Here is a 19,659-nt window from a genome sequence, read left to right on the forward strand (position 1 = left end):
CGGCGCGGATGTTTCAGCAGGATAATGCCCGGTCTGCTTCAAAAGAGTGGTAATTTTTGTGGCAAATGATAAAATAGTGGTGAGGTGATATGATATGATTGCCACAATGGAGCATGTTTCTGTTCTTGAAGAAACGGATGGACTTATCGGCATGCTTAAACACTGCGATGTGTTTGAACATTATCGTCATATGAAGGACGAGCTTCGGAAGGATCAGGAAGCGCAAACCCTTATGCGCAAATTTGTTAAAGTAAGGGAAAAGTATGATGAGGTTCAACGGTTCGGTAAGTATCATCCTGATTATAAACAAGTGATTCAAGAGATGATGGATATCAAAAGGGATATAGACTTAAATGATACCATCGCTGCTTATAAGAAAGCAGAAGAGCAGATGGAAAGTTTGCTGAATGACATCAGCTTGGAAATCGCACGGGCAGTTTCGGATTCAATAAAAGTACCGACTGGAAATCCGTTCTTTGATCGAGGCTGCGGCGGCTGCGGTACAGGCGGAAAATGCGGATGCCACTAATGCATGTGATCATCGCTTGCAGGCGATGAATAGACTGCTGGGACATTAAGAAGACTTGGCGGCAAGCCAAGTTTTCTTTCAAAAAGGTTTTGAAACCGAATACAGAAGTTTGAGGAGAAATGATTATGATTGTGGGACGGAGAAGGGGACTTATCGTATGGCTGCATCATTTAAAGCATGTTAAATTGTTAAGAAGATTCGGCTATATTCATTACGTATCAAAAAATATGAAATATGTAGTTATTTATTGTGACCGTGAAAAAATAGAAAATATATTATCTGAACTTAAATCGTTAAAATATATTAAAGACGTCAGTGTATCTTGCTTACATGAAATTAAAACGGAATATGACAAAAAGAAATTCCGCAAAGAAATTGAGGAAATGGCTTATCAACAAAAAACGCTGTCGTCCCATTTCTGACAGGCCTAAGGGATTTAATTATACACGGCTGCTGCTTTATTCTTCGTGACGATGGTTTGTGTAAAAAAAAGAACCCGCAGGCATTTGTCCTGCGGGTTGGTCTTTACGCATACGATTGTATGCCAAGACAATGGGAGAGGAGAAACCGGCGGAAAAACTTATGGGGAAACGTAAGTCTCCGCGGTTGGAACAACATCATATGAGATGTTGTTAACCATATTATAGACAGGCATTCAGCCGGCTATACGTCTCAAAATACTAAATTTATTTTTTGATTTGCAGCATTTGTGGTAGGATAAAACATATCTTAACATTTTATATTTAAGTTTAAGGAATGATCAGCGTGCGAGTAATAGCTGGGGAATGTAAAGGAAGACCTTTAAAATCTGTCCGCGGCCAATTAACAAGGCCGACGACTGATAAAGTCAAAGAAACGATTTTTAATATGATCGGTCCATTTTTTGACGGCGGACAGGCGTTAGATTTATACAGCGGCAGCGGCGGGCTCGGCATCGAGGCTTTAAGCCGCGGCATCAGTCATGCTATTTTTATTGACAGATATGGACCGGCAATCAGCACGATTAAGAAGAATATTCAACTTTGCAAACTGGAAAGCCGTGCTGAAGTATATCGGAATGATGTTAGCCGGGCGCTGTCCATTTTAGGAAAGAAACAAGCGCGCTTTCGTTTGATTTTTATGGATCCTCCTTATGCTAGACAGCAAATTGTAAAAGATATTGAATCCATTATATATCACCGCTTGTTGGAGGAAGATGGTAAAATAATAGTTGAACACGAAGATACCGTCTGCTTGCCGGGAGAATTTAATGATGCGCTTATTAGAGTAAAACATCATACATATCATGGAAAAACAGCAGTATCAATTTATGAAAAGCAAAAGTAGGAGGTAAACATATGGCTGGCATTGCTATCTGTCCCGGAAGTTTTGATCCTGTCACTTACGGACATTTGGATATTATCCAAAGGGGCGCAAAAGTATTTGACGAAGTCATTGTAGCGGTGTTAAACAACTCCAGCAAAAATCCGCTATTTACGGTTGAAGAACGCGTAGAACTTTTGAAAGAGTCTACAAAAGACTTGCCGAATGTATCCGTCGATTGGTTTGAAGGATTAATGATTGACTTTGCGAAAAAAAAGAAAGTCAACGCTGTTTTACGCGGATTAAGAGCAATTTCCGATTACGAGTATGAACTTCAATTAGCATTAACAAATAAAAAGCTAGATGAGAACATTGAGACATTTTTTATGCCGACAAACAGCCATTATTCATTCTTAAGTTCGAGTATTGTCAAAGAAATTTCCAAATATCATGGCTCTGTTTCTGAGATGGTGCCGGAACCTGTTGAGAGGGCGCTCAAAGAAAAATATTTATCCCCGCGTGCTGAGTAGCAGCGGGGTTTTTCAATCCTTTTCTATCTATGCTGTTAAAAATGATTTTATCAAATTTTTTTCATATTAGCATAAGCCTTGGTTAATATATAGATAATTAGAGTGATCAGCGTCACGGAAGAGCCTATTTGCAAATATGAAGTCCAATTTTCAGGAAGGATATGGTTTTCAAGCGATTCAACAACGGCATTCACTTGGAAGCTTGACTGTTTAATATCGACGTACTGGAATAGCACAAAGGCAGCGCAAGCTGAGGCTGTCCCGTGGATAAGACGGCCTATGAAAAACGGTTTGGCGCTTAGTTTTGCGTCAGCTAGAATGCTGGCCACTTGGGCCTGAATAGAAAATCCAGCAAATCCGAGTATAAAGCATGCCACAATGACTTGCTGCAACAGCGGCGCTTGGAGGCTGCTTATGTTTTTGGCTCCAACGGTGATTTCAAATAAGCCGGGAACAATGCCTTTGCTCAAGTCCGGTGAAAAGTGAAGCAAGAGCAGAAGGTGTTTTATCACATAGGCGATAGAATCGGTAATGTGTAATCGGGCAAACAGCTGATTCAAAACTGAGAACAAAATAATAAATCCGCCGACCATGAGCAATGTACTGACTGAAGTCTGAACAGCATCACCGAGCATTTTGCCGAGAGGCTGTTTGTTTCTGATGCGTTCTCTGTGCATGTGTTTTAATGCTTTAATAAAAATAGCTGGTGTTGCCCGTTCTTTTTCAGACAGCGATCTTTCATTAGGTCTATAAAACCGCATGATTAGCCCGACACAGATATTTCCTAAATAATGAGATAATGCAAATACGATTCCCAAAGCGGCTTGGTGGAAAAACCCGTAAGCCACGACGCCAAAAATAAACAGCGGATTTGAAAAGTTTGTAAAGCTGGCGAGCCGTTCAGCTTCAGTTTTTGTTAATTTTTTTTCTTCATAAAGCCGGGATGTGATCTTGGCTCCTGCTGGAAAGCCTGAAGCGAGCCCCATGACGAAAACGAACGCTCCTGCTCCAGGCACTTTAAAAATAGGCCGCATAATCGGTTCAAGCAGCACACCGATAAATGTGACGATGCCAAACCCAATCATCAACTCCGATACGATGAAAAAAGGTAAGAGCGATGGAAAGACCACATTCCACCATAACTTCAGTCCGTTGAGGGAAGCGTCTACGGAAACTTTTGGAAAAGCAATAATGGAAACAGCGAGAAAAAGAGCTGTAATAGCTAAAATTATTGTTTTTAATTTTGCGGAACTCAATGACCATACTCCTCTCTTTCCGAGTTCGAACATCGCTTCTGTAATGAGAGCATAATGATGACTATAGGGAGCATAAAGTTGTCCCTTAAGACTAAATATACGCTTGTCAGAATGAATTAGACCTAAAGGAGAGGATACTGGCCATGCAAAGACCAAAAATCGGCCTTGCACTAGGTTCCGGCGGTTCGAAAGGGTTTGCTCATGTCGGTGTTCTAAAAGTATTTGAAGACGAAAATATCCCCATTGACATGATAGCCGGTTCCAGCATGGGAGGGTTGGCGGCGGCCTTATACGGCGTTGGTCATACATATGAAAGTATGTATAAAATGGCTGTCAATTTTAAAAGACAATATTTTATGGATTTCATTATTCCCAAAATGGGCTTTATTTCCGGTAAAAAAATAACGTCTCTTCTGAAAACCATTACGCATTGCAAAACATTTCAAGAGGCTCGAGTGCCTCTTAAAATTGTTGCCACTGATTTAATTAAAGGTGAAAGGGTCACTTTTGGCGAAGGTTATTTATACGAGGCCGTCCGTGCAAGCATCTCTATTCCGGGTATTCTAGTTCCTGTCAAATCAAAAGGGAAAATTTTAGTAGATGGCGGGGTGATTGACCGGCTCCCCATTTCCGTTGTGAAAAGTATGGGAGCGGATATTGTTATAGCGGTTGATGTGGCAACGTTTAACGGCGAGTCGCAGGTGTCGTCCATTTTCGATGTCATCTTACAGAGTATTGATATCATGCAAGAAGAAATCGTGCGTCATCAAGAATTGCATGCTGACGTGATTATTCGGCCGCCTGTTAACCAATTTAATTCTAAAGCGTTTACGAACATGAAAGAGATCATTAAAATAGGGGAAGAAACAGCCAGACAGCAGCTGCCATTAATATACAAGTCGATTGAATCTTGGAAGGAGCGTTGAGTTTGAGCAGAAGAACTAAAAATATTACATATTACTCGGTATTGATTATATTAATTATTGCTATCGGGCTCTACTTTTACAGGCTGCCTGTCTACGTGGAAAAGCCCGGGGCGGCAGAGTCAATAAACCCTGTCGTAAAGGTGCAAGACGGCCATAAAATAAATGGTGATTTCATGCTCGTCTATGTCTACGTCGGGCAGGCTAACATTTATCAATATTTATGGACAAAATATGACCGCAACAAATATACAACACTGATGAAGCCGCAAGAGGTCAAATTGCCTGATGAAACGAACGAAGAATATAACCTTCGTCAAGAAAATTATATGGAAACCGCACAGGATACGGCTGCATATGTCGCTTATAAACATGCCGGCAAAGATCCAAAATTAATTAAAGACGGCGCGCTTATCATTAACGTCTTTTCCGATATGCCTGCCGCTAAAGTATTGAAACCGGGCGACGTCATTATTGAAGCCAACGGCAATAAAATCAGCACAATAATGGATATGCAAAAAGTGCTGGAAGATAAAAAACCGGGGGATACCGTTTTATTGAAGGTCAAACGGGACGGAAAAATAAAAAATGCGAAAGTGAAGGTCACCAAATATCCTAAAGAACTGTCTCAAGGCATAAAAAAATATGGCATTGGCGTCATGCAGACAGACAAATTTCATGTCAAAGTTAAACCTGATATTAAGTTTGATATTAAAAATATAGGCGGACCTTCTGCCGGGTTAATGATGACCCTTGCCATCTATGATCAATTAACGAAGGAAGATTTAGCTAAAGGCTATAAAATTGCCGGCACAGGGACAATTAATTTAGATGATACCGTTGGGCCGATCGGCGGTATTCAAGAAAAAATTGTCGGCGCCAGCAAATCAGGGGCAGATATATTCTTTGCGCCTGTTGCGGATGATGAGTACAAACAAGCCAAAGAAGCGGCAAAAGACATCGGCACTCGTATGAAGGTTGTGCCAGTCAAAACATTTGACGATGCTTTAAACTATTTGCATCAGTTAAAGAAAAAATAACTAAAACTCGCCTTTGGGCGAGTTTTATATTATATAATGTCTAAAAGAAAGTTTTGATTGAATTCATCGTAACGAAGCGGAGGCTGAGTTATTTCGTTGCTGATGATTTTGTAATCTCGGCGGTTCAGGCCGGCCAGTTCATAGACTTTAGCAGCTTTCGTATCCAGTGTCATTAATGGGCTGCTGTCTTTTATTTGCTTAGTTATAATTGGCAATGGACATTGGCTTTTGATTTTGTTTAAATAGGCTTGGCCATTTTGGTTTATGCCCAGAAGCCGTATATAGGGGGCTTTTTTCTCTTCTAACGCTTGCATCATTTCCGTTTTTTTGGCGTTTACTAAGACGTGAGTACACAGCCGCTGCAAGCGGGTCCATGTATATCTTTTAGTTTTAAGTTTTTCCATAAAACTATTGAAATGATTTGCTTCCCGGATGATTTTAATCATGCGATGCTCTAATCCTTCTTCAGTTTCATAAATAGAAGACAGGGATTCGGCATTTTCGGTGGACAGACGGTATTTTAAGAAAGGAAAGAAATCATCCCATCGGTAAATCTGTCTTCTTTCAAACGCTGTTTTTAAATGAAGGTATGTAGAAGACGGAATCGCGCGGGCCGCTTCATCGATGCTTTGTTGTTCAAAGATGGCTTTCCGGATGCTTGTTGCGCTGGCGATGTTTCCTTTGTTCATATACATATCATGATAGCCTGCGCCTATTCTTTTAATCGTCGACACTTTAATTGGCAGGGATTGATCTTTGACAGATTTTAAGTAATGATACCCAAGTATATTATTAGGCTGTGAAAGGTCGACGAGGGAGGCAGCAGACGGTGCCAGCGTCTGGAAACTAAGAGCATGAGCCTTTGGATAACTGTAGCCTTCTTTAAGGTATGTCTTTAATTGGTGGTTATATTGGTCTCCGAGTTGGTCAATTAATGCCACTGTGTTTTCGAAAGGCGTGATTTCTCCTTGCTCGCTCCCGAAGCATATGTCTGAAACATCTAAAGCTCCCAAAATAGAAACGGCGCCGTTCGCAAATATTTCTGCCTTTTGTGTCGAAAAAGCGTACGGCAGTTCAATGATAATGTCTATCCCTGCAAGAAGCGCAAATTTAGTTCTTAACCATTTGGAAACAAGTGCAGGTTCGCCCCTTTGCAAAAAATAGCCGCTCATCACAGCAATCAAGACATCAGCCTGAGTTTGTTCTCTTGTTTTTTGTATATGGTGCAAGTGGCCGTTATGAAGCGGGTTGTATTCGACAATGACACCGGCGGCTTTCATGAAATCCCTCCATTTATAAATATTATCAGTCAATTTATTATAATGTTACAAGCCGTTTGGAAACAAGGCGAAGTCAAGTTTGTATATTGACAATTAAATAGACTAAGACTATAATTACAATTGTTGTCTTAAAGGTGGTATTGTAATGGCATTGAAATGGACAGTACCAGAACTTCTTCAATATAAAAGCGAAGGTTTAACTTTGGATGAAACGATTCATTTAACTGATTTGCCAAGTCTGGATTCTGAAGTGCGAGGCGTTTCTCCTGTTGATGTTAATGGGGTTGTTGAATTTTCGAAGGAAGCAATCACTTTTCATTTAACGATAAAAGGCGAAATGGTTCTGCCTGATTCGGTAACTCTCGAGGATGTTAACTATCCGTTTCATATTCATACGTCTGAAACCTTCCTTTTGAATCATTCGGCTGAAATTGAAGAAGCTGATCATGAAGTTGTTCATGATATTGAAGAGAATACGATTGATTTAATTCCGTTTATTAAAGAAGCGATATTGGTTGAGAAACCGATTCGCATTGTCAGTGATCGAAATGAAAATCCCCGTTACTCCGGTGAAGGCTGGGATTTTGTAACTGAAGAGGAACGGAAGAAACGCATTGATCCTAGGTTGGAAAAACTAAAAAAGTTTTTTGACGAATAAATGCTTCAAGGAGGTGTGAACCGTGGCAGTACCAAAAAGAAGAGTTTCTACTACTCGCAAAAATAAGCGTCGTACTCATTATAAACTTCGTGTACCAGGTATGGTGCAATGCGATAACTGCGGTGAGTACAAATTAGCTCATCGTGTTTGTCCAGAATGCGGCTCATACAAAGGTGAAGAAGTAGTTGAAAAATAAATTGTCACCAATTAAGAAAGCAAGGAGATATGTTCTCCTTGCTTTTTTGTCTTTAAAAACCGAATAACACGGCTCCTCCGCAGAGAAAATAATAGAATATAAAGTCTATCTTAACTATTAAATGCATATGATAAGAAAAAAGTTGAGATTGGAGGGGTTCAATGTCTACAATTCGTCAAGACGCATGGAGTCATGATGAAGACCTATTGTTAGCGGAAACGGTTTTAAGACATATAAGAGAGGGCAGCACACAGTTAGCAGCCTTTGAAGAAGTGGGGCAGAAATTATCAAGAACATCGGCAGCTTGCGGCTTCCGATGGAATTCTTTAGTGAGAAAAAATTATGAATCCGCCGTTGCATTGGCGAAAAAGCAAAGAAAAGCTGTCCAAGGGCAAAAGAAGACTCAAACCTTTAAAGAAAAACGCGGCAGCGTCATAAATGAACAACATGATATTCAATCTAAAAGTACGTCTTCGAAAACGAAACATCATGAGCCGGAAGTCAATCTAGAAACAGTGATCAATTATCTTACAGTTTTAAGAGACCGTTCTTTGGAGACCAATGGTTTGGAAAAAGAAATTAAAAATCTAAAAGAAGCATTGCAGGATACAGAAAAAAAATATAATGAATTGACTAATGCCCATCAGAAGTTAAAGAAAGATTATGAAACGATTAAAGAAGATTACAAGGCGCTATTGGCTATTATGGAGCGTGCAAGAAAATTGGCGGCAACAGATGAAAACAGCTCCAGAGAACGGATGAGCTTTGAGTTTGATGCATCGAAGAGCTTTGAAAAAGTTAATAAATGAAAAAAATTCCCTATTTTATATAGGGAACTTTTCTTTACTCTGTTAAAATACGACAAATCCTTCAAGCAAGTGTGGGCTCAGCCTGATTTCTACAGGTTACAGCGTTTGTTCGCTGACGCCTTTTGGAAACCAAACAAATGGGTTTTCGCCTCTATCCCTTTCAGTGTTATAAGTCGCTGGTTCAAAACCCATTTTATCCCAAAAGTCATGAGAGTTATTGCGTCCATTCGTTTTAATTGGCAAGTTAAATGACTTAGCAAAGTCAACTAACGCTCTTCCATAGCCTTTGCCTCGATAGTCAGGAAGCACTTCCAGTTTCCAGAGTTCAAGATAATCTTGAGGAGGTTCAAAATAACGGTCGAATTTTTGGCTGATTTTATATAAGCTCATTCTTGCTACTAACTTGCCGCCAAAATAAATACCGTAAAAAGGTGATTCGCTGTCGTTTTCAATGATATTGGCTTTAAGGTCCTCTTCCATCGATAGTTCTTGAGCACCGTATGACTGGAAGTTTTTGAATTCTTCAAGCGTTTTAAAATTAATGTTTAGTCGCTCAACGTTATACGGATTGTACATGTTGCTTCCCCCTTGGTCCAATTTAAGCAAATAGCTGATACACATCTATTATAGTATAAAATAACTAAAATTTCTGCTTATGCATAAAAGATTTTAAAGGGAAAATAAATAAAATTGTCGAATATGTATTTTGAAGCCAAGGGATAGGAGAGGAGGAATAAAATGAGAAAAGTTTTGATTGCAAACCGAGGAGAAATCGCTGACCGCATTATTCGCACATGCCGGCGTTTAAATATCGAAACGGTTGCTGTTTACTCTGAAGCCGATAAGGAATTGCCGTATATAAAGAAAGCTGATCAAGCTGTTTGCATTGGCAAACCTCCTGCACAAAAGTCGTATATGAATCAAGAAGCCATTTTAAAGGCTGCCAAACAAACCGGCGCAGATGCTATTCACCCCGGCTACGGCTTTCTATCAGAGAACGCTGGGTTTGTTCGTGCCGTTGATTCCCTTGGATTAACTTTTATCGGGCCTGATGCTGAAGTTGTTGCTTTAATGGGAGATAAGATTAGAGCCAGAGAAACAATGAAACAAGCGGGTGTTCCTATTGTGCCGGGGTCCGGCGGGGCGGTTGATGTTGAAGGTGCCAAGGCTGTCGCTGAAACAATAGGTTATCCTGTTATGCTGAAAGCAAGCGCCGGCGGCGGCGGGATCGGCATGCAGCTGTGCCGCAATGAGGAACAGCTGATAAAAGCCTTTGCATCAAATCAAGCCAGGGCACGCACATATTTTGGCGATTCGAAAATGTTTGTTGAGAAAGCTGTTGAAAATGGAAGGCATATCGAAGTGCAAATATTTGGAGATTTTTTTGGCCATATTGTTCATTTATATGAAAGAGACTGTTCAGTTCAAAGGCGCCATCAAAAGGTAATAGAAGAATCTCCTTCGCCGTTTATTTCAGAAAAAACGAGAAAAGCCATTACTGATGCAGCGGTCAAAGCTGCCAAATTTGTTAATTATAAAAATGCGGGCACGGTCGAATTTATCATGGATGAAGAAGAAAATTTTTATTTCTTGGAGATGAACACGAGATTGCAGGTGGAACATCCTGTTACCGAAATGCAGACCGGATTAGATTTAGTTGAGTGGCAGCTGATGGTAGCGGATGGCCAAAAACTTCCGTTGCAACAATCCGATATCACTTATAAAGGACATAGTATGGAATTTCGTTTGTACGCTGAAGATCCGGAAACGTTTTTGCCGTCACCGGGACGCTTAACGGCATTTGCCTTTCCTGATATCGAAGGTGTTCGTATCGATGCCGGTTATGAAGCGGGTCTATCCGTTACGCCTTATTATGATCCGATGATAGCCAAAATCATTGTAAGCGGTTACGATAGAGAGGATGTTTTAAGAAAGGCGGCGCGCTTATTTAATGAGTGCGATATTAAAGGAATTAAAACCAATTATCCATTGTTTGCAAAACTCGTCCAATCTGGAGATTTCTATAAAGGTCAATATACAACAAGGCTGTTAAAATGATTTTTTGCCATTTCAAACTTTTTATTCTGACAGCTGGCGTGAATCAATAATCTGAAAAGGGAGCTGAACTTCATGAAAAATATCCAATCAAATATGACTGGCACAGTACTCAATATACTTGTTGCTAAAGGCGATCAAGTAAAGGCCGGAGATCAAATAGCGATGCTAGAATCCATGAAGATGGAAATCCCGATTGAAAGCACAGAAGATGGCGTTGTTTCTGACGTGAAAGTGAATGCAGGCGATTTTGTTAATGAAGGGGATCCTTTAATAACATTAGAATAGAAAGATTTTGTGTGTGATTTTTAAATGAACGAGCGCTCATTCTTTCTAAGGGAAGGGAGAAACGCAATGACGACTAAACAACAGACGCTGCTCAAAGAGAGTCTTGATCGGATAAAGGCCGGCGGTGCGCCAAAGTACCATGAAAAATTAAAAAAACAATCTAAAATGTTTGTTCGCGATCGTTTAGTTAAGCTGTTTGATGACGGCCGGTTCAAACTTGAGGACGGTCGCTTTGCCAATTTTAAAGCTGGAGATTTGCCGGCGGATGGTGTCGTGACCGCCGTCGGAAAAGTGGACGGCCGGACAGTATGTGTCATGGCTAACGATTCTACCGTCAAAGCGGGTTCTTGGGGAGCCAGAACAGTTGAAAAAATAATTCGTATTCAAGAAACAGCCGAAAAGCTCAAGGTTCCTTTACTGTATCTGGTCGATTCAGCGGGAGCAAGAATAACGGACCAACTAGAAATGTTTCCCAACCGCCGCGGGGCGGGGCGCATTTTTTATAATCAAGTAAAATTATCCGGCATGATTCCGCAAATTTGTTTGCTTTTTGGCCCATCAGCGGCTGGCGGCGCTTATATTCCCGCTTTTTGCGATGCTGTTATTATGGTTGAAAATAATGCATCAATGTATCTAGGATCGCCGCGAATGGCGGAAAAGGTCATAGGCGAGAAAGTCACGCTTGAAGAAATGGGCGGGGCCAAGATGCACTGTACAACGAGCGGATGCGGTGATATTCTCGCCCGCACAGAAGAAGAAGCGATTGAAAAAGCGCAGCAATATTTAACTTACTTTCCAGCAAACTTTGAGAAAAAGCCGCCTGAGCAGGAAGCCATCCCGCCAAAAGAGGGAAGGCCGATATCAGAAATCGTACCGGAACACCAGAACGCTCCGTTTGATATGTATGAACTTATTGGAAGACTGGTAGATAACGATTCCTTTTTTGAGGTTAAAAAACTGTTTGCAGGAGAGCTTATCACAGGATTTGCAAGATTAAACGGCAAAGCAATCGGCATTATCGCCAATCAGCCGAAAGTAAAGGGCGGGGTTTTATTTGTAGATTCGGCAGATAAAGGTGCGAAGTTCATTCAGCTTTGCGATGCTTTTCAGATACCGCTTTTATTTTTGGCAGATGTTCCCGGGTTCATGATCGGAACAAAGGTTGAACGCGCCGGCATCATTCGTCATGGCGCCAAATTGATCGCCGCGGTTAGTCAAGCGACAGTTCCGAAAATATCCGTGATTGTCCGAAAAGCATATGGTGCAGGTCTTTATGCGATGGCAGGACCGGCCTTTGAACCTGATTGCTGTATTGCTTTACCGACAGCGCAAATTGCTGTCATGGGTCCGGAAGCGGCGGTTAATGCTGTTTATTCAAACAAAATCCAAGCTATTGAAGATCCAAAGGAACGTATAAAGTTTGTGCAAGAGAAACATCAGGAATATAAAGAAACGATTGATATATATAAACTTGCTTCTGAGCTTATCATTGATGATATTGTTGATGGTGATGAGCTTAGAGAAGTGCTTATTGACCGCTTTGATGTCTATTCCTCAAAAGAGATGGTGTTTAGCAAAAGGAAACATCCTGTTTATCCGGTTTAATCATGACAACGGCCGTTCAAGAAAACGGCCGTTTTTTTAATATTGATGTGCAGCTTGACCTTTTACATGAAGTTTTGGCGCAGCAGCTCCAAGATAAGGCTGATGGGATAAGTCAGTTTAGAGGCCTCTTGCGAAGATGACTATACAAAAGAAAGCCGGAGGTGTTTTCGCAAGGTTTCTTTAATCTGGCTGATGAAGAAAATATGATAAGATTTTAATAGTGCCTGAATTTTTGTAAGGGGGGTATTTATGAAAGTTTCAATTATAGGAGGGGGCTCCGTTGGCTTATTATTTGCCGGGTATCTTGCGCGCGATTTTCAAACAACGTTATACGTAAGAAGAAATGAGCAATTTCAGGCTGTTAAAGAAAATGGTATCCAAATACAAATGAATGATGAAACATTTATCAGCCGTCCGCGGGTGGCATATTCCCATGAACCATGGAGCGGCGATTTGCTTATTTTTGCTGTTAAACAGCCTGAATTAATGGACATGATGGCATCAATAAATAAAAAAGCGAAAGCGGATCAAAGTCTTTTGTTTATTCAAAATGGCATGGGGCATATTGATGGACTGAAGCATTTACATCACCATCACATCTTTTTGGGTGTGGTTGAGCACGGCGCTAAGAAGTCATCCGACAATCATGTTGCCCACAATGGCGCAGGCCGTACCCAAATCGCAGCATTTAGAGGTGATTTTAAAATCATTCATGATTTGTTATGCCTTCCTCAGTTTCCTTTTAAAACACACACGGATTGGAAAGAAATGCTGACAAAGAAGCTCGTGGTCAATGCTGTTATCAATCCCCTAACCGCTCTATACCGTGCAGAAAACGGGCAGCTTATCAATAATCCATATTATTGCAAAACTATGAAGCAAGTCTTTCAAGAAACAGCGGATATTTTATTTTCGAAAAAGCGCTGTTTTTCTTCTCCGCCGCACAGCAAAGCTAAATATTGGGAGGCGCTGATCAGCATTTGCCAAAACACATCGAAAAACCGCTCGTCAATGCTCCAAGATCTAGATGCCTGCAGGAAAACAGAAATTGAAGCCATATCCGGGTATTTAATAAAAGAAGCTGAACGGCTCGGGAAACCATGTCCGCTGACAAGATGGCTCTACAATAGCATTTTAGGCATTGAACATGAATATTTAAAAAAGGAGGGGTTTGATGACTAACATCATTTCATTTATTGTTCCTTGTACTTCTTTACAGTTTGTTCGTTTTATTCATCATCTTTTCGCTTATGATAAAAAAGAAGCCCATTTGAGCACACTTTTTGGTTAGCAGTATAAAATTTGCTATACTCAAACTGGCAATTTGCGCAGTTCAGAGAGGAAGAGTAAAAAATGGATACCAAAATGATTGAAATTCCGCTTTCGTCGAAGCTTGTTAATGATTATATAAACAACAAAGAAACAATTTCATCACTTTTTGATTATAAATACCAAAAGCAGGACAGTTCTCAAAAACGAATGGATGAAATTATAAGCCGCAAGTATCAGCGTGACCGTTTAGCTTCCGTTTTAACGAAATTTAACCAAAAATATACACAGCATCCAAGCGTCTTCGATAATATTGAAAAATTAAAAAAAGCAAACGCTGCGGCAGTTGTCGGCGGCCAGCAAGCCGGTTTGTTAACCGGTCCGGCTTACACGATACATAAATGCTTATCTGTCATCAAACTCGCCAAAGAAAAAGAAGAACAGCTTGGCATGCCGATTGTTCCCGTGTTTTGGATTGCTGGAGAGGACCATGATTTTGATGAAATTAATCATGTCTATATTAGAAAGAACGATGTTTTAAAAAAATACGCATACAAGCCATCACTCAGCAATAATAAGACCTCTGTATCAAAATTGGACATTGATCAAAAAGAACTGTCTGATTGGGTAGAAACGATTTTTCAATCTTATGGTGAAACAGAATTTACAAAGGATATTGTCTCTGAGATAAGGCGGATGATTGATCAATCCCAGACGATTGTAGATTTCTTTGCTTTTCTCATCCACCGCTTGTTCGACCAATATGGCCTAGTGCTTATCGACTCTGCTGATCCCGATGTTAGAAGAATTGAATCCGATTATTTCAAACGCTTTATTCACAACCATCATTTCATTAACGAAAACGTTATGTCCCAGCTCAATGTACTTAAGAGCCGGGGCTATGAAGTGGCGCTGGATCAAAGCAGCGGCAGTGTTAATTTGTTTTATGAGGAACAAGGGCAAAGGGAGCTTCTTGAATATAAAGAAGGAAAATTTGTCGGAAAAAACGGTGCGGTATCGCTTGATTATGACCAGTTATTGCAAGCGGCTGAAAATCGCCCTGAGCTTTTAAGCAATAATGTTGTGACCCGGCCGATTATGCAAGATCTATTGCTGCCGACATTAGCCTTTATCGCCGGCCCGGGAGAGATCGCTTATTGGTCCGCTTTAAAAGAAGCGTTTCGATGTTTTGATATCCGAATGCCTCTTATCGTGCCGCGGCTTAACCTGACTTTGGTTGACAGGCGGATTGAAAAATGGCTGAAAGAAAAAAATGTAGACATTGAAGAAGTTTTAAATAACCATTTGGGTGAGCATAAAAAGAATTGGTTAAATAAACAGCATGAATGGAATGTAGACGGCGTGATTGGCGAGCTGCGCCAGAAGATTGAAGAAGCCCACCAGCCGGTTCAGGCATTGGCTGTTGAAATCAGCCGGGGCCTCGAAAAAATGAGTCAAAAGAATTTGCAGCTGATCGTGAGCCAAATTGATTATATTGAGAAAAAAATGAAAGGCACCATTAAGGAACAGTATAAAACAGAGTTAGATAAATTCGATTGGATCAACGATGCCGTCATGCCGATGGGTCAGCCTCAAGAACGGGTATGGAGCATTTTCTGCTTCATCAATGCTTACGGTTTTGATCTCATAGGAAAGTTGATGGCGCAAACCTATCAATTCAATGGTGCGCAGCATGTGGTAAAAATATGAATATAAAAAAAATCCTGTCCTATGGCAGGATTTTTTTTTGTTTAAACGAATAATAAAATGAAAGTGGTACAAAGTGGGGCGATGTGGTAGAGTAAGGGGTAGAAAGTGGGGCAGCTACCATGTTCATGGGTGAATACCAACACAACATTGATGATAAAGGCAGATTAATCATTCCATCCAAATTCCGAGAAGATCTTGGTTCGAGTTTTGTATTGACGAGAGGATTAGATCAATGTGTTTTTGGTTACCCTTTAGACGAATGGAAGCAAATTGAACAAAAGCTTAAAGCCCTGCCGTTTACAAAAAAGGATGCGCGAGCTTTTACCCGCTTCTTCTTCTCTGGCGCAAGCATTTGTCAGCTTGATAAGCAGGGAAGAGTTACCATTACCCAACAATTGAGGGATTATGCTAAATTGGAAAAGGATTGCGCGATTATAGGCGTCTCCAACCGCATCGAAATATGGAGCAAACCAGTTTGGGATAGTTATTATGAAGAATCCGAAGCATCTTTTGGTGAAATAGCTGAGAGTTTATTAGACTTTGACCTTTAAGAAAGATGTTGTTGGGTTTTTGGACCCGAACATGGAATGGCATTAAATCGTGTTTGAAAAAGTTCTAAAAACCTTTTAACGAAAGGAAAGCGTCATGTTTGATCATGTAACAGTATTAAAGCAAGAAGCTGTCGAAGGCTTGAACATTAAGCCTGACGGCATTTATGTCGATTGTACTTTAGGCGGAGGCGGGCATAGCGAAGAAATTGCAAAAAAGCTTACATCCGGCCACCTCTACTCCTTTGACCAAGACGACTATGCGATTGAAGCTGCCAGAGAACGGCTAAGCCCCTACAAAGAAAAAGTCACTTTTATTAAATCGAATTTTCGTTATTTAAAAAATGAATTAAGCAAGCACCAAGTTTTTTCAGTTGATGGGATTTTATATGATTTAGGCGTTTCGTCGCCGCAATTTGATGAGGCTGAACGGGGATTTAGTTACCAGCATAACGGCCCGCTGGATATGAGAATGAATCGCAGCCAAACGCTGACTGCCTATGATATTGTTAATCATTGGCCATACCAGGATATGGTTCATATCTTTTTTAAATATGGGGAAGAGAAGTTTTCCAAGCAAGTGGCAAGAAAAATAGAAAGCGTGCGCCAGGAGCACCCAATACATACTACCGGGGAGCTGGTTGAGATTATTAAAGAAGCCATTCCCGCTCCGGCGCGAAGAAAAGGAGGTCATCCGGCTAAAAGAGTTTTTCAAGCATTAAGAATAACGGTTAATGATGAATTGTCGGCATTTGAAGAATCGCTGCATCAAGCTGTTGGTTTACTTGGCTTAGAGGGACGCTTATCGGTCATTACCTTCCATTCATTGGAAGATCGGCTGTGCAAAAATATTTTTAAATCCTATAGCGAACAACCAGATGTACCTCCGGGACTGCCGGTTGTCCCTGATGAAAAGCAGCCTCTATTAAAGCTTGTCAAACGTAAACCTGTGATGCCGAGTGATGAAGAAGTCAGTGAGAATCGGAGAGCCCGTTCAGCCAAACTTCGAATCGCGGAAAAAATAAAATTAAATTAAATAAGATGGGGGAAATGAGGAGTGAATCAAGCAGCGAGAAATTTAAATCAAAATGACCATGTTATACTGCCCAAGCGAAAAGAGCATCAAGCAACACCAAAGGTGCCGAATAAAAGGAAGATTACAAGAGGCGAAAAATGCCTTTGGACAATCGGCGCAGTGATTATTTTTGCACTTGCCATCACAATTGTTTCAAACCAAGCGAAGTTGTATAATTCATCGCGCGCGGCAAGTGATTTACAAGATAAACTTGATCATCAGTCGAAAATTAACAACCAGCTTAAAGAACAAGTCAATCAGTTAAGCTCACCTCAACGTATTATGACATATGCAAAAGATAAACTAGGTCTTAAATTGAACATTAACAACGTAAAAGTACTTCCTTAGCATAGCGAGTGGTTAAATATGCAGCATAAAAATAAATCAATAAACAAATGGGCAGCAATTGTCGCTTCAGCCTTCTTGCTGCTCTTTTGTATTGTTATCGGACGTTTTACTTACTTATCGATAGCTAAAGAAAGCGCTGGACATAAATTGGTTGATCTTGGAGAGAAACAATGGAAACATGTGAAGGTGGTTGATGCCCACAGGGGAAACATTTATGGAAGAGGCGGCGAGGTTTTCGCCGAGGATATTCCTGCCTATACCCTTTATGCGGTATTAAGCCATAAAGCCCCTTCATATGTGAAAGATAAAGAAAAAACCGCGAGAGAGCTCGCGCCGATTCTGGACATGAGCCAAGATGAAATATTAAAAATTTTAAACAACAAAAAGGCCTTTCAAGTGCAGTTCGGCTCTGCCGGAACGAAACTTTCTTATGCCAAAAAGAAACAAATCGAGAAACTCCATCTGCCGGGAATTGGTTTCATTACTGACTCCAAAAGATACTACCCAAATGGAGAATTTGCTTCTCAAGTCATCGGCACAACTCGGGAAAATCCTGATACTGGCAAACAACATGGAGTCCTTGGCATTGAAAAGTCACTAAACAAGTATTTAACTGAAGAAGATGGCGTGGTAAGTTATTACGGCGCGCGTGACGGTGTGATGATGCCTAATTCCAAAGAGCATATGAAAAAACCTCACGACGGCAATGATGTTTACTTGACGATAGATAATAGAATACAAGCTATCATGGAGAGTTCCATGAGTAAAGTGGAAAAAGAATATAAGCCGAAAAGAATGATTGCCATTGCAGCTGATCCAAAAACAGGACAAATCTTGGGAATGGCCGATCGACCAACCTTTAATCCTAATGGAAACAGCATTAAAAATTATACGAACTTTGCTATCTCTCCTCCTTATGAACCCGGTTCAGTAATGAAAATTTTCACTCTGGCCGCAGCGATCAATGAAGGTGTTTATAACGGCGATGACAAATATGAGTCCGGGACATATAAAGTCGGCGGTGTCAATATACACGACTGGAACCAATCAGGCTGGGGAAAGATTACCTTTAATGATGGTTTGGAACGATCGTCAAATGTCGGGTTTTCAATTATAGCCGATAAACAGCTTGGCACCGATAAACTGCACGATTATCTTAAGCGGTTTGGTTTTGACAAAAAGACAGGCATTGATTTGCCAAACGAGAGCGGCAGTATTATGGATTGGAACCAAAAAGCGAATCAAGTAGAGACAGCCTTTGGACAATCTTCAGCTTTTACAGCCATCCAAATTGTGCAAGCAGCAACAGCCATTGCAAATGACGGCAAGATGATGAAGCCTTACATCATTGATAAAGTTGAAAATCCGAATACGAATAAGACCATGATTGAGCACAAGCCGGAAATTGTCGGACGGCCGATTACCAAAGAAACAGCCGAAAAAGAAAGAGAATTGTTAAGGTCCGTTGTGACAGGCAAGCATGGCACCGGACACCCTTATAACATCAAAGGCTATGATGTGATTGGAAAAACAGGAACAGCGCAAATTGCAGAGAAAGGCAAATATTTAAAGGGCAAAAATAACTATATCTTCTCATTTTTGGGTATGGCTCCAAAGAAAGATCCGAAGCTCATCGTCTATGTGGCTGTTGACCGGCCCCATTTAAAACCAACAGAAAACGGAGATGAACCGGTTGCAGATATTTTTAATCCTGTCATGAGCAATGGATTGCAATATATTGATATGGCGCCTAATCAAAAAGACAGTCAAAAAACCGACATTCAAAAAGCCGAAAGCCAATCGGTAAAATTGCCGGATGTTGTCGGACAGCCGATGGATGAGGCCAAGAAAACATTAAAAGCTAAGGGGCTTGATGTTGTGGCAATCGGCAAAGGCAATGTTACAAAGCAAACGCCTTTCTCAGGCACTAAGTTATTAGAAGCGGGCAAGGTCATATTAGTTGGTGAAGGAAAACAAAAAATGCCTGACTTAACGGGATGGTCCATGGCGGATGCTTTGAAATTGGCTGATGTTTTATCGATGAAGCCGGATATGATTGGGAACGGATATGTCACAGATCAAAAACCAGCTCCAGGATCGCAGGTTAAAGAAGGAGATCATTTGACTTTAAAGCTTGATTCTATGACACAAACTGATAAATCAGATAAACAGACAAAGAAACCGCCGTCGGAAAACTAATCTCTCTTTAATGCGTACAATCAGGCTTGTTCTACCCCT

General features: G+C 40.7%; 22 protein-coding genes. 19 read left to right on the forward strand and 3 right to left on the reverse strand.

Translation table 11 applies throughout. The annotated features are described in order from the left end of the window. The first annotated feature begins 94 nt into the window (after nt 1-94). From JOD45_RS02110 to coaD, 4 genes are all read left to right on the forward strand, one after another. On the forward strand, nt 95-529 hold the full coding sequence (locus JOD45_RS02110; RefSeq protein ID WP_205002217.1) for a YlbF/YmcA family competence regulator: 435 nt from the start codon (nt 95-97) through the stop codon (nt 527-529). Between the two features lie 125 nt (nt 530-654). After that, a complete protein-coding gene (locus JOD45_RS02115) occupies nt 655-951 on the forward strand; it encodes a YlbG family protein (protein ID WP_239549026.1) in 297 nt (98 codons plus the stop codon). A 343-nt stretch (nt 952-1,294) separates the two neighbouring features. Continuing rightward, nucleotides 1,295-1,855, forward strand: a complete 561-nt coding sequence (gene rsmD, locus JOD45_RS02120; protein WP_205002218.1) for a 16S rRNA (guanine(966)-N(2))-methyltransferase RsmD — start codon at nt 1,295-1,297, stop codon at nt 1,853-1,855. Nucleotides 1,856-1,866: 11 nt separating this feature from the next. Then, complete coding sequence (gene coaD / locus JOD45_RS02125; protein WP_205002219.1) at nt 1,867-2,361, forward strand: pantetheine-phosphate adenylyltransferase; 495 nt, start codon at nt 1,867-1,869, stop codon at nt 2,359-2,361. 50 nt (nt 2,362-2,411) lie between these two features. Here the strand turns inward: coaD and ylbJ are convergent, their stop codons facing one another. Then, nucleotides 2,412-3,617 carry a sporulation integral membrane protein YlbJ gene (ylbJ, locus tag JOD45_RS02130; RefSeq protein WP_205002220.1) on the reverse strand — a complete coding sequence of 402 codons (1,206 nt, stop codon included), beginning with the start codon at nt 3,615-3,617 and terminating at the stop codon, nt 2,412-2,414. A 143-nt stretch (nt 3,618-3,760) separates the two neighbouring features. Between ylbJ and JOD45_RS02135 the strand changes: the two genes are divergently transcribed. Together JOD45_RS02135 and JOD45_RS02140 are read left to right on the forward strand one after the other, a co-directional pair. Further along, nucleotides 3,761-4,543: a patatin-like phospholipase family protein gene (locus tag JOD45_RS02135; protein WP_205002221.1), complete on the forward strand. Its 783-nt coding sequence runs from the start codon at nt 3,761-3,763 to the stop codon at nt 4,541-4,543. Nucleotides 4,544-4,545: 2 nt separating this feature from the next. Continuing rightward, nucleotides 4,546-5,580, forward strand: a complete 1,035-nt coding sequence (locus JOD45_RS02140) for a SepM family pheromone-processing serine protease (RefSeq protein WP_205002222.1) — start codon at nt 4,546-4,548, stop codon at nt 5,578-5,580. A 29-nt stretch (nt 5,581-5,609) separates the two neighbouring features. Here JOD45_RS02140 and JOD45_RS02145 read toward each other — a convergent pair whose 3' ends face one another. Beyond that, nucleotides 5,610-6,860, reverse strand: a complete 1,251-nt coding sequence (locus JOD45_RS02145; RefSeq protein ID WP_205002223.1) for a nucleotidyltransferase — start codon at nt 6,858-6,860, stop codon at nt 5,610-5,612. A 145-nt stretch (nt 6,861-7,005) separates the two neighbouring features. On the opposite strand from JOD45_RS02145, the gene JOD45_RS02150 reads away from it, so the two are divergent. The 3 genes from JOD45_RS02150 (at nt 7,006) to JOD45_RS02160 (ending at nt 8,523) form a co-directional block, all read left to right on the forward strand. After that, complete coding sequence (locus JOD45_RS02150; protein ID WP_205002224.1) at nt 7,006-7,518, forward strand: YceD family protein; 513 nt, start codon at nt 7,006-7,008, stop codon at nt 7,516-7,518. Nucleotides 7,519-7,540: 22 nt separating this feature from the next. After that, complete coding sequence (gene rpmF / locus JOD45_RS02155; RefSeq protein WP_205002225.1) at nt 7,541-7,714, forward strand: 50S ribosomal protein L32; 174 nt, start codon at nt 7,541-7,543, stop codon at nt 7,712-7,714. Between the two features lie 161 nt (nt 7,715-7,875). Continuing rightward, nucleotides 7,876-8,523 (forward strand): RsfA family transcriptional regulator, encoded by a 648-nt coding sequence (locus JOD45_RS02160; RefSeq protein ID WP_205002226.1) that lies wholly within the window; start codon nt 7,876-7,878, stop codon nt 8,521-8,523. 96 nt (nt 8,524-8,619) lie between these two features. On the opposite strand, the gene JOD45_RS02165 is transcribed toward JOD45_RS02160, so the two are convergent. Beyond that, nucleotides 8,620-9,099 (reverse strand): N-acetyltransferase, encoded by a 480-nt coding sequence (locus JOD45_RS02165; RefSeq protein ID WP_205002227.1) that lies wholly within the window; start codon nt 9,097-9,099, stop codon nt 8,620-8,622. Between the two features lie 162 nt (nt 9,100-9,261). Here JOD45_RS02165 and JOD45_RS02170 point away from each other — a divergent pair, with 162 nt between their 5' ends. The 10 genes from JOD45_RS02170 to JOD45_RS02215 all read left to right on the forward strand — a co-directional run bounded on the left by JOD45_RS02170 (nt 9,262) and on the right by JOD45_RS02215 (nt 19,620). Next, on the forward strand, nt 9,262-10,581 hold the full coding sequence (locus JOD45_RS02170; protein WP_205002228.1) for an acetyl-CoA carboxylase biotin carboxylase subunit: 1,320 nt from the start codon (nt 9,262-9,264) through the stop codon (nt 10,579-10,581). 72 nt (nt 10,582-10,653) lie between these two features. Then, nucleotides 10,654-10,866 carry a biotin/lipoyl-binding carrier protein gene (locus JOD45_RS02175; protein WP_205002229.1) on the forward strand — a complete coding sequence of 71 codons (213 nt, stop codon included), beginning with the start codon at nt 10,654-10,656 and terminating at the stop codon, nt 10,864-10,866. Nucleotides 10,867-10,932: 66 nt separating this feature from the next. After that, nucleotides 10,933-12,471, forward strand: a complete 1,539-nt coding sequence (locus JOD45_RS02180; protein WP_205002230.1) for an acyl-CoA carboxylase subunit beta — start codon at nt 10,933-10,935, stop codon at nt 12,469-12,471. A gap of 2 nt (nt 12,472-12,473) precedes the next feature. Further along, complete coding sequence (locus tag JOD45_RS02185) at nt 12,474-12,611, forward strand: hypothetical protein (RefSeq protein WP_205002231.1); 138 nt, start codon at nt 12,474-12,476, stop codon at nt 12,609-12,611. A 109-nt stretch (nt 12,612-12,720) separates the two neighbouring features. Then, on the forward strand, nt 12,721-13,653 hold the full coding sequence (locus JOD45_RS02190; RefSeq protein ID WP_205002232.1) for a 2-dehydropantoate 2-reductase: 933 nt from the start codon (nt 12,721-12,723) through the stop codon (nt 13,651-13,653). A 171-nt stretch (nt 13,654-13,824) separates the two neighbouring features. Beyond that, on the forward strand, nt 13,825-15,450 hold the full coding sequence (gene bshC, locus JOD45_RS02195; RefSeq protein ID WP_205002233.1) for a bacillithiol biosynthesis cysteine-adding enzyme BshC: 1,626 nt from the start codon (nt 13,825-13,827) through the stop codon (nt 15,448-15,450). Between the two features lie 119 nt (nt 15,451-15,569). Further along, complete coding sequence (mraZ, locus tag JOD45_RS02200) at nt 15,570-16,001, forward strand: division/cell wall cluster transcriptional repressor MraZ (protein ID WP_205002234.1); 432 nt, start codon at nt 15,570-15,572, stop codon at nt 15,999-16,001. Nucleotides 16,002-16,095: 94 nt separating this feature from the next. Next, the gene (gene rsmH / locus JOD45_RS02205; protein ID WP_205002235.1) at nt 16,096-17,034 is read left to right on the forward strand and encodes a 16S rRNA (cytosine(1402)-N(4))-methyltransferase RsmH; all 939 of its coding nucleotides are present in this window, start codon (nt 16,096-16,098) and stop codon (nt 17,032-17,034) included. A 21-nt stretch (nt 17,035-17,055) separates the two neighbouring features. Continuing rightward, nucleotides 17,056-17,421 (forward strand): cell division protein FtsL, encoded by a 366-nt coding sequence (ftsL, locus tag JOD45_RS02210; protein ID WP_205002236.1) that lies wholly within the window; start codon nt 17,056-17,058, stop codon nt 17,419-17,421. An 18-nt stretch (nt 17,422-17,439) separates the two neighbouring features. After that, on the forward strand, nt 17,440-19,620 hold the full coding sequence (locus JOD45_RS02215) for a penicillin-binding transpeptidase domain-containing protein (RefSeq protein ID WP_205002237.1): 2,181 nt from the start codon (nt 17,440-17,442) through the stop codon (nt 19,618-19,620). The last annotated feature ends 39 nt before the right edge of the window (nt 19,621-19,659 follow it).

The organism is Scopulibacillus daqui (genome assembly GCF_016908855.1).
GTDB classification, from domain to species: domain Bacteria; phylum Bacillota; class Bacilli; order Bacillales; family Sporolactobacillaceae; genus Scopulibacillus_A; species Scopulibacillus_A daqui.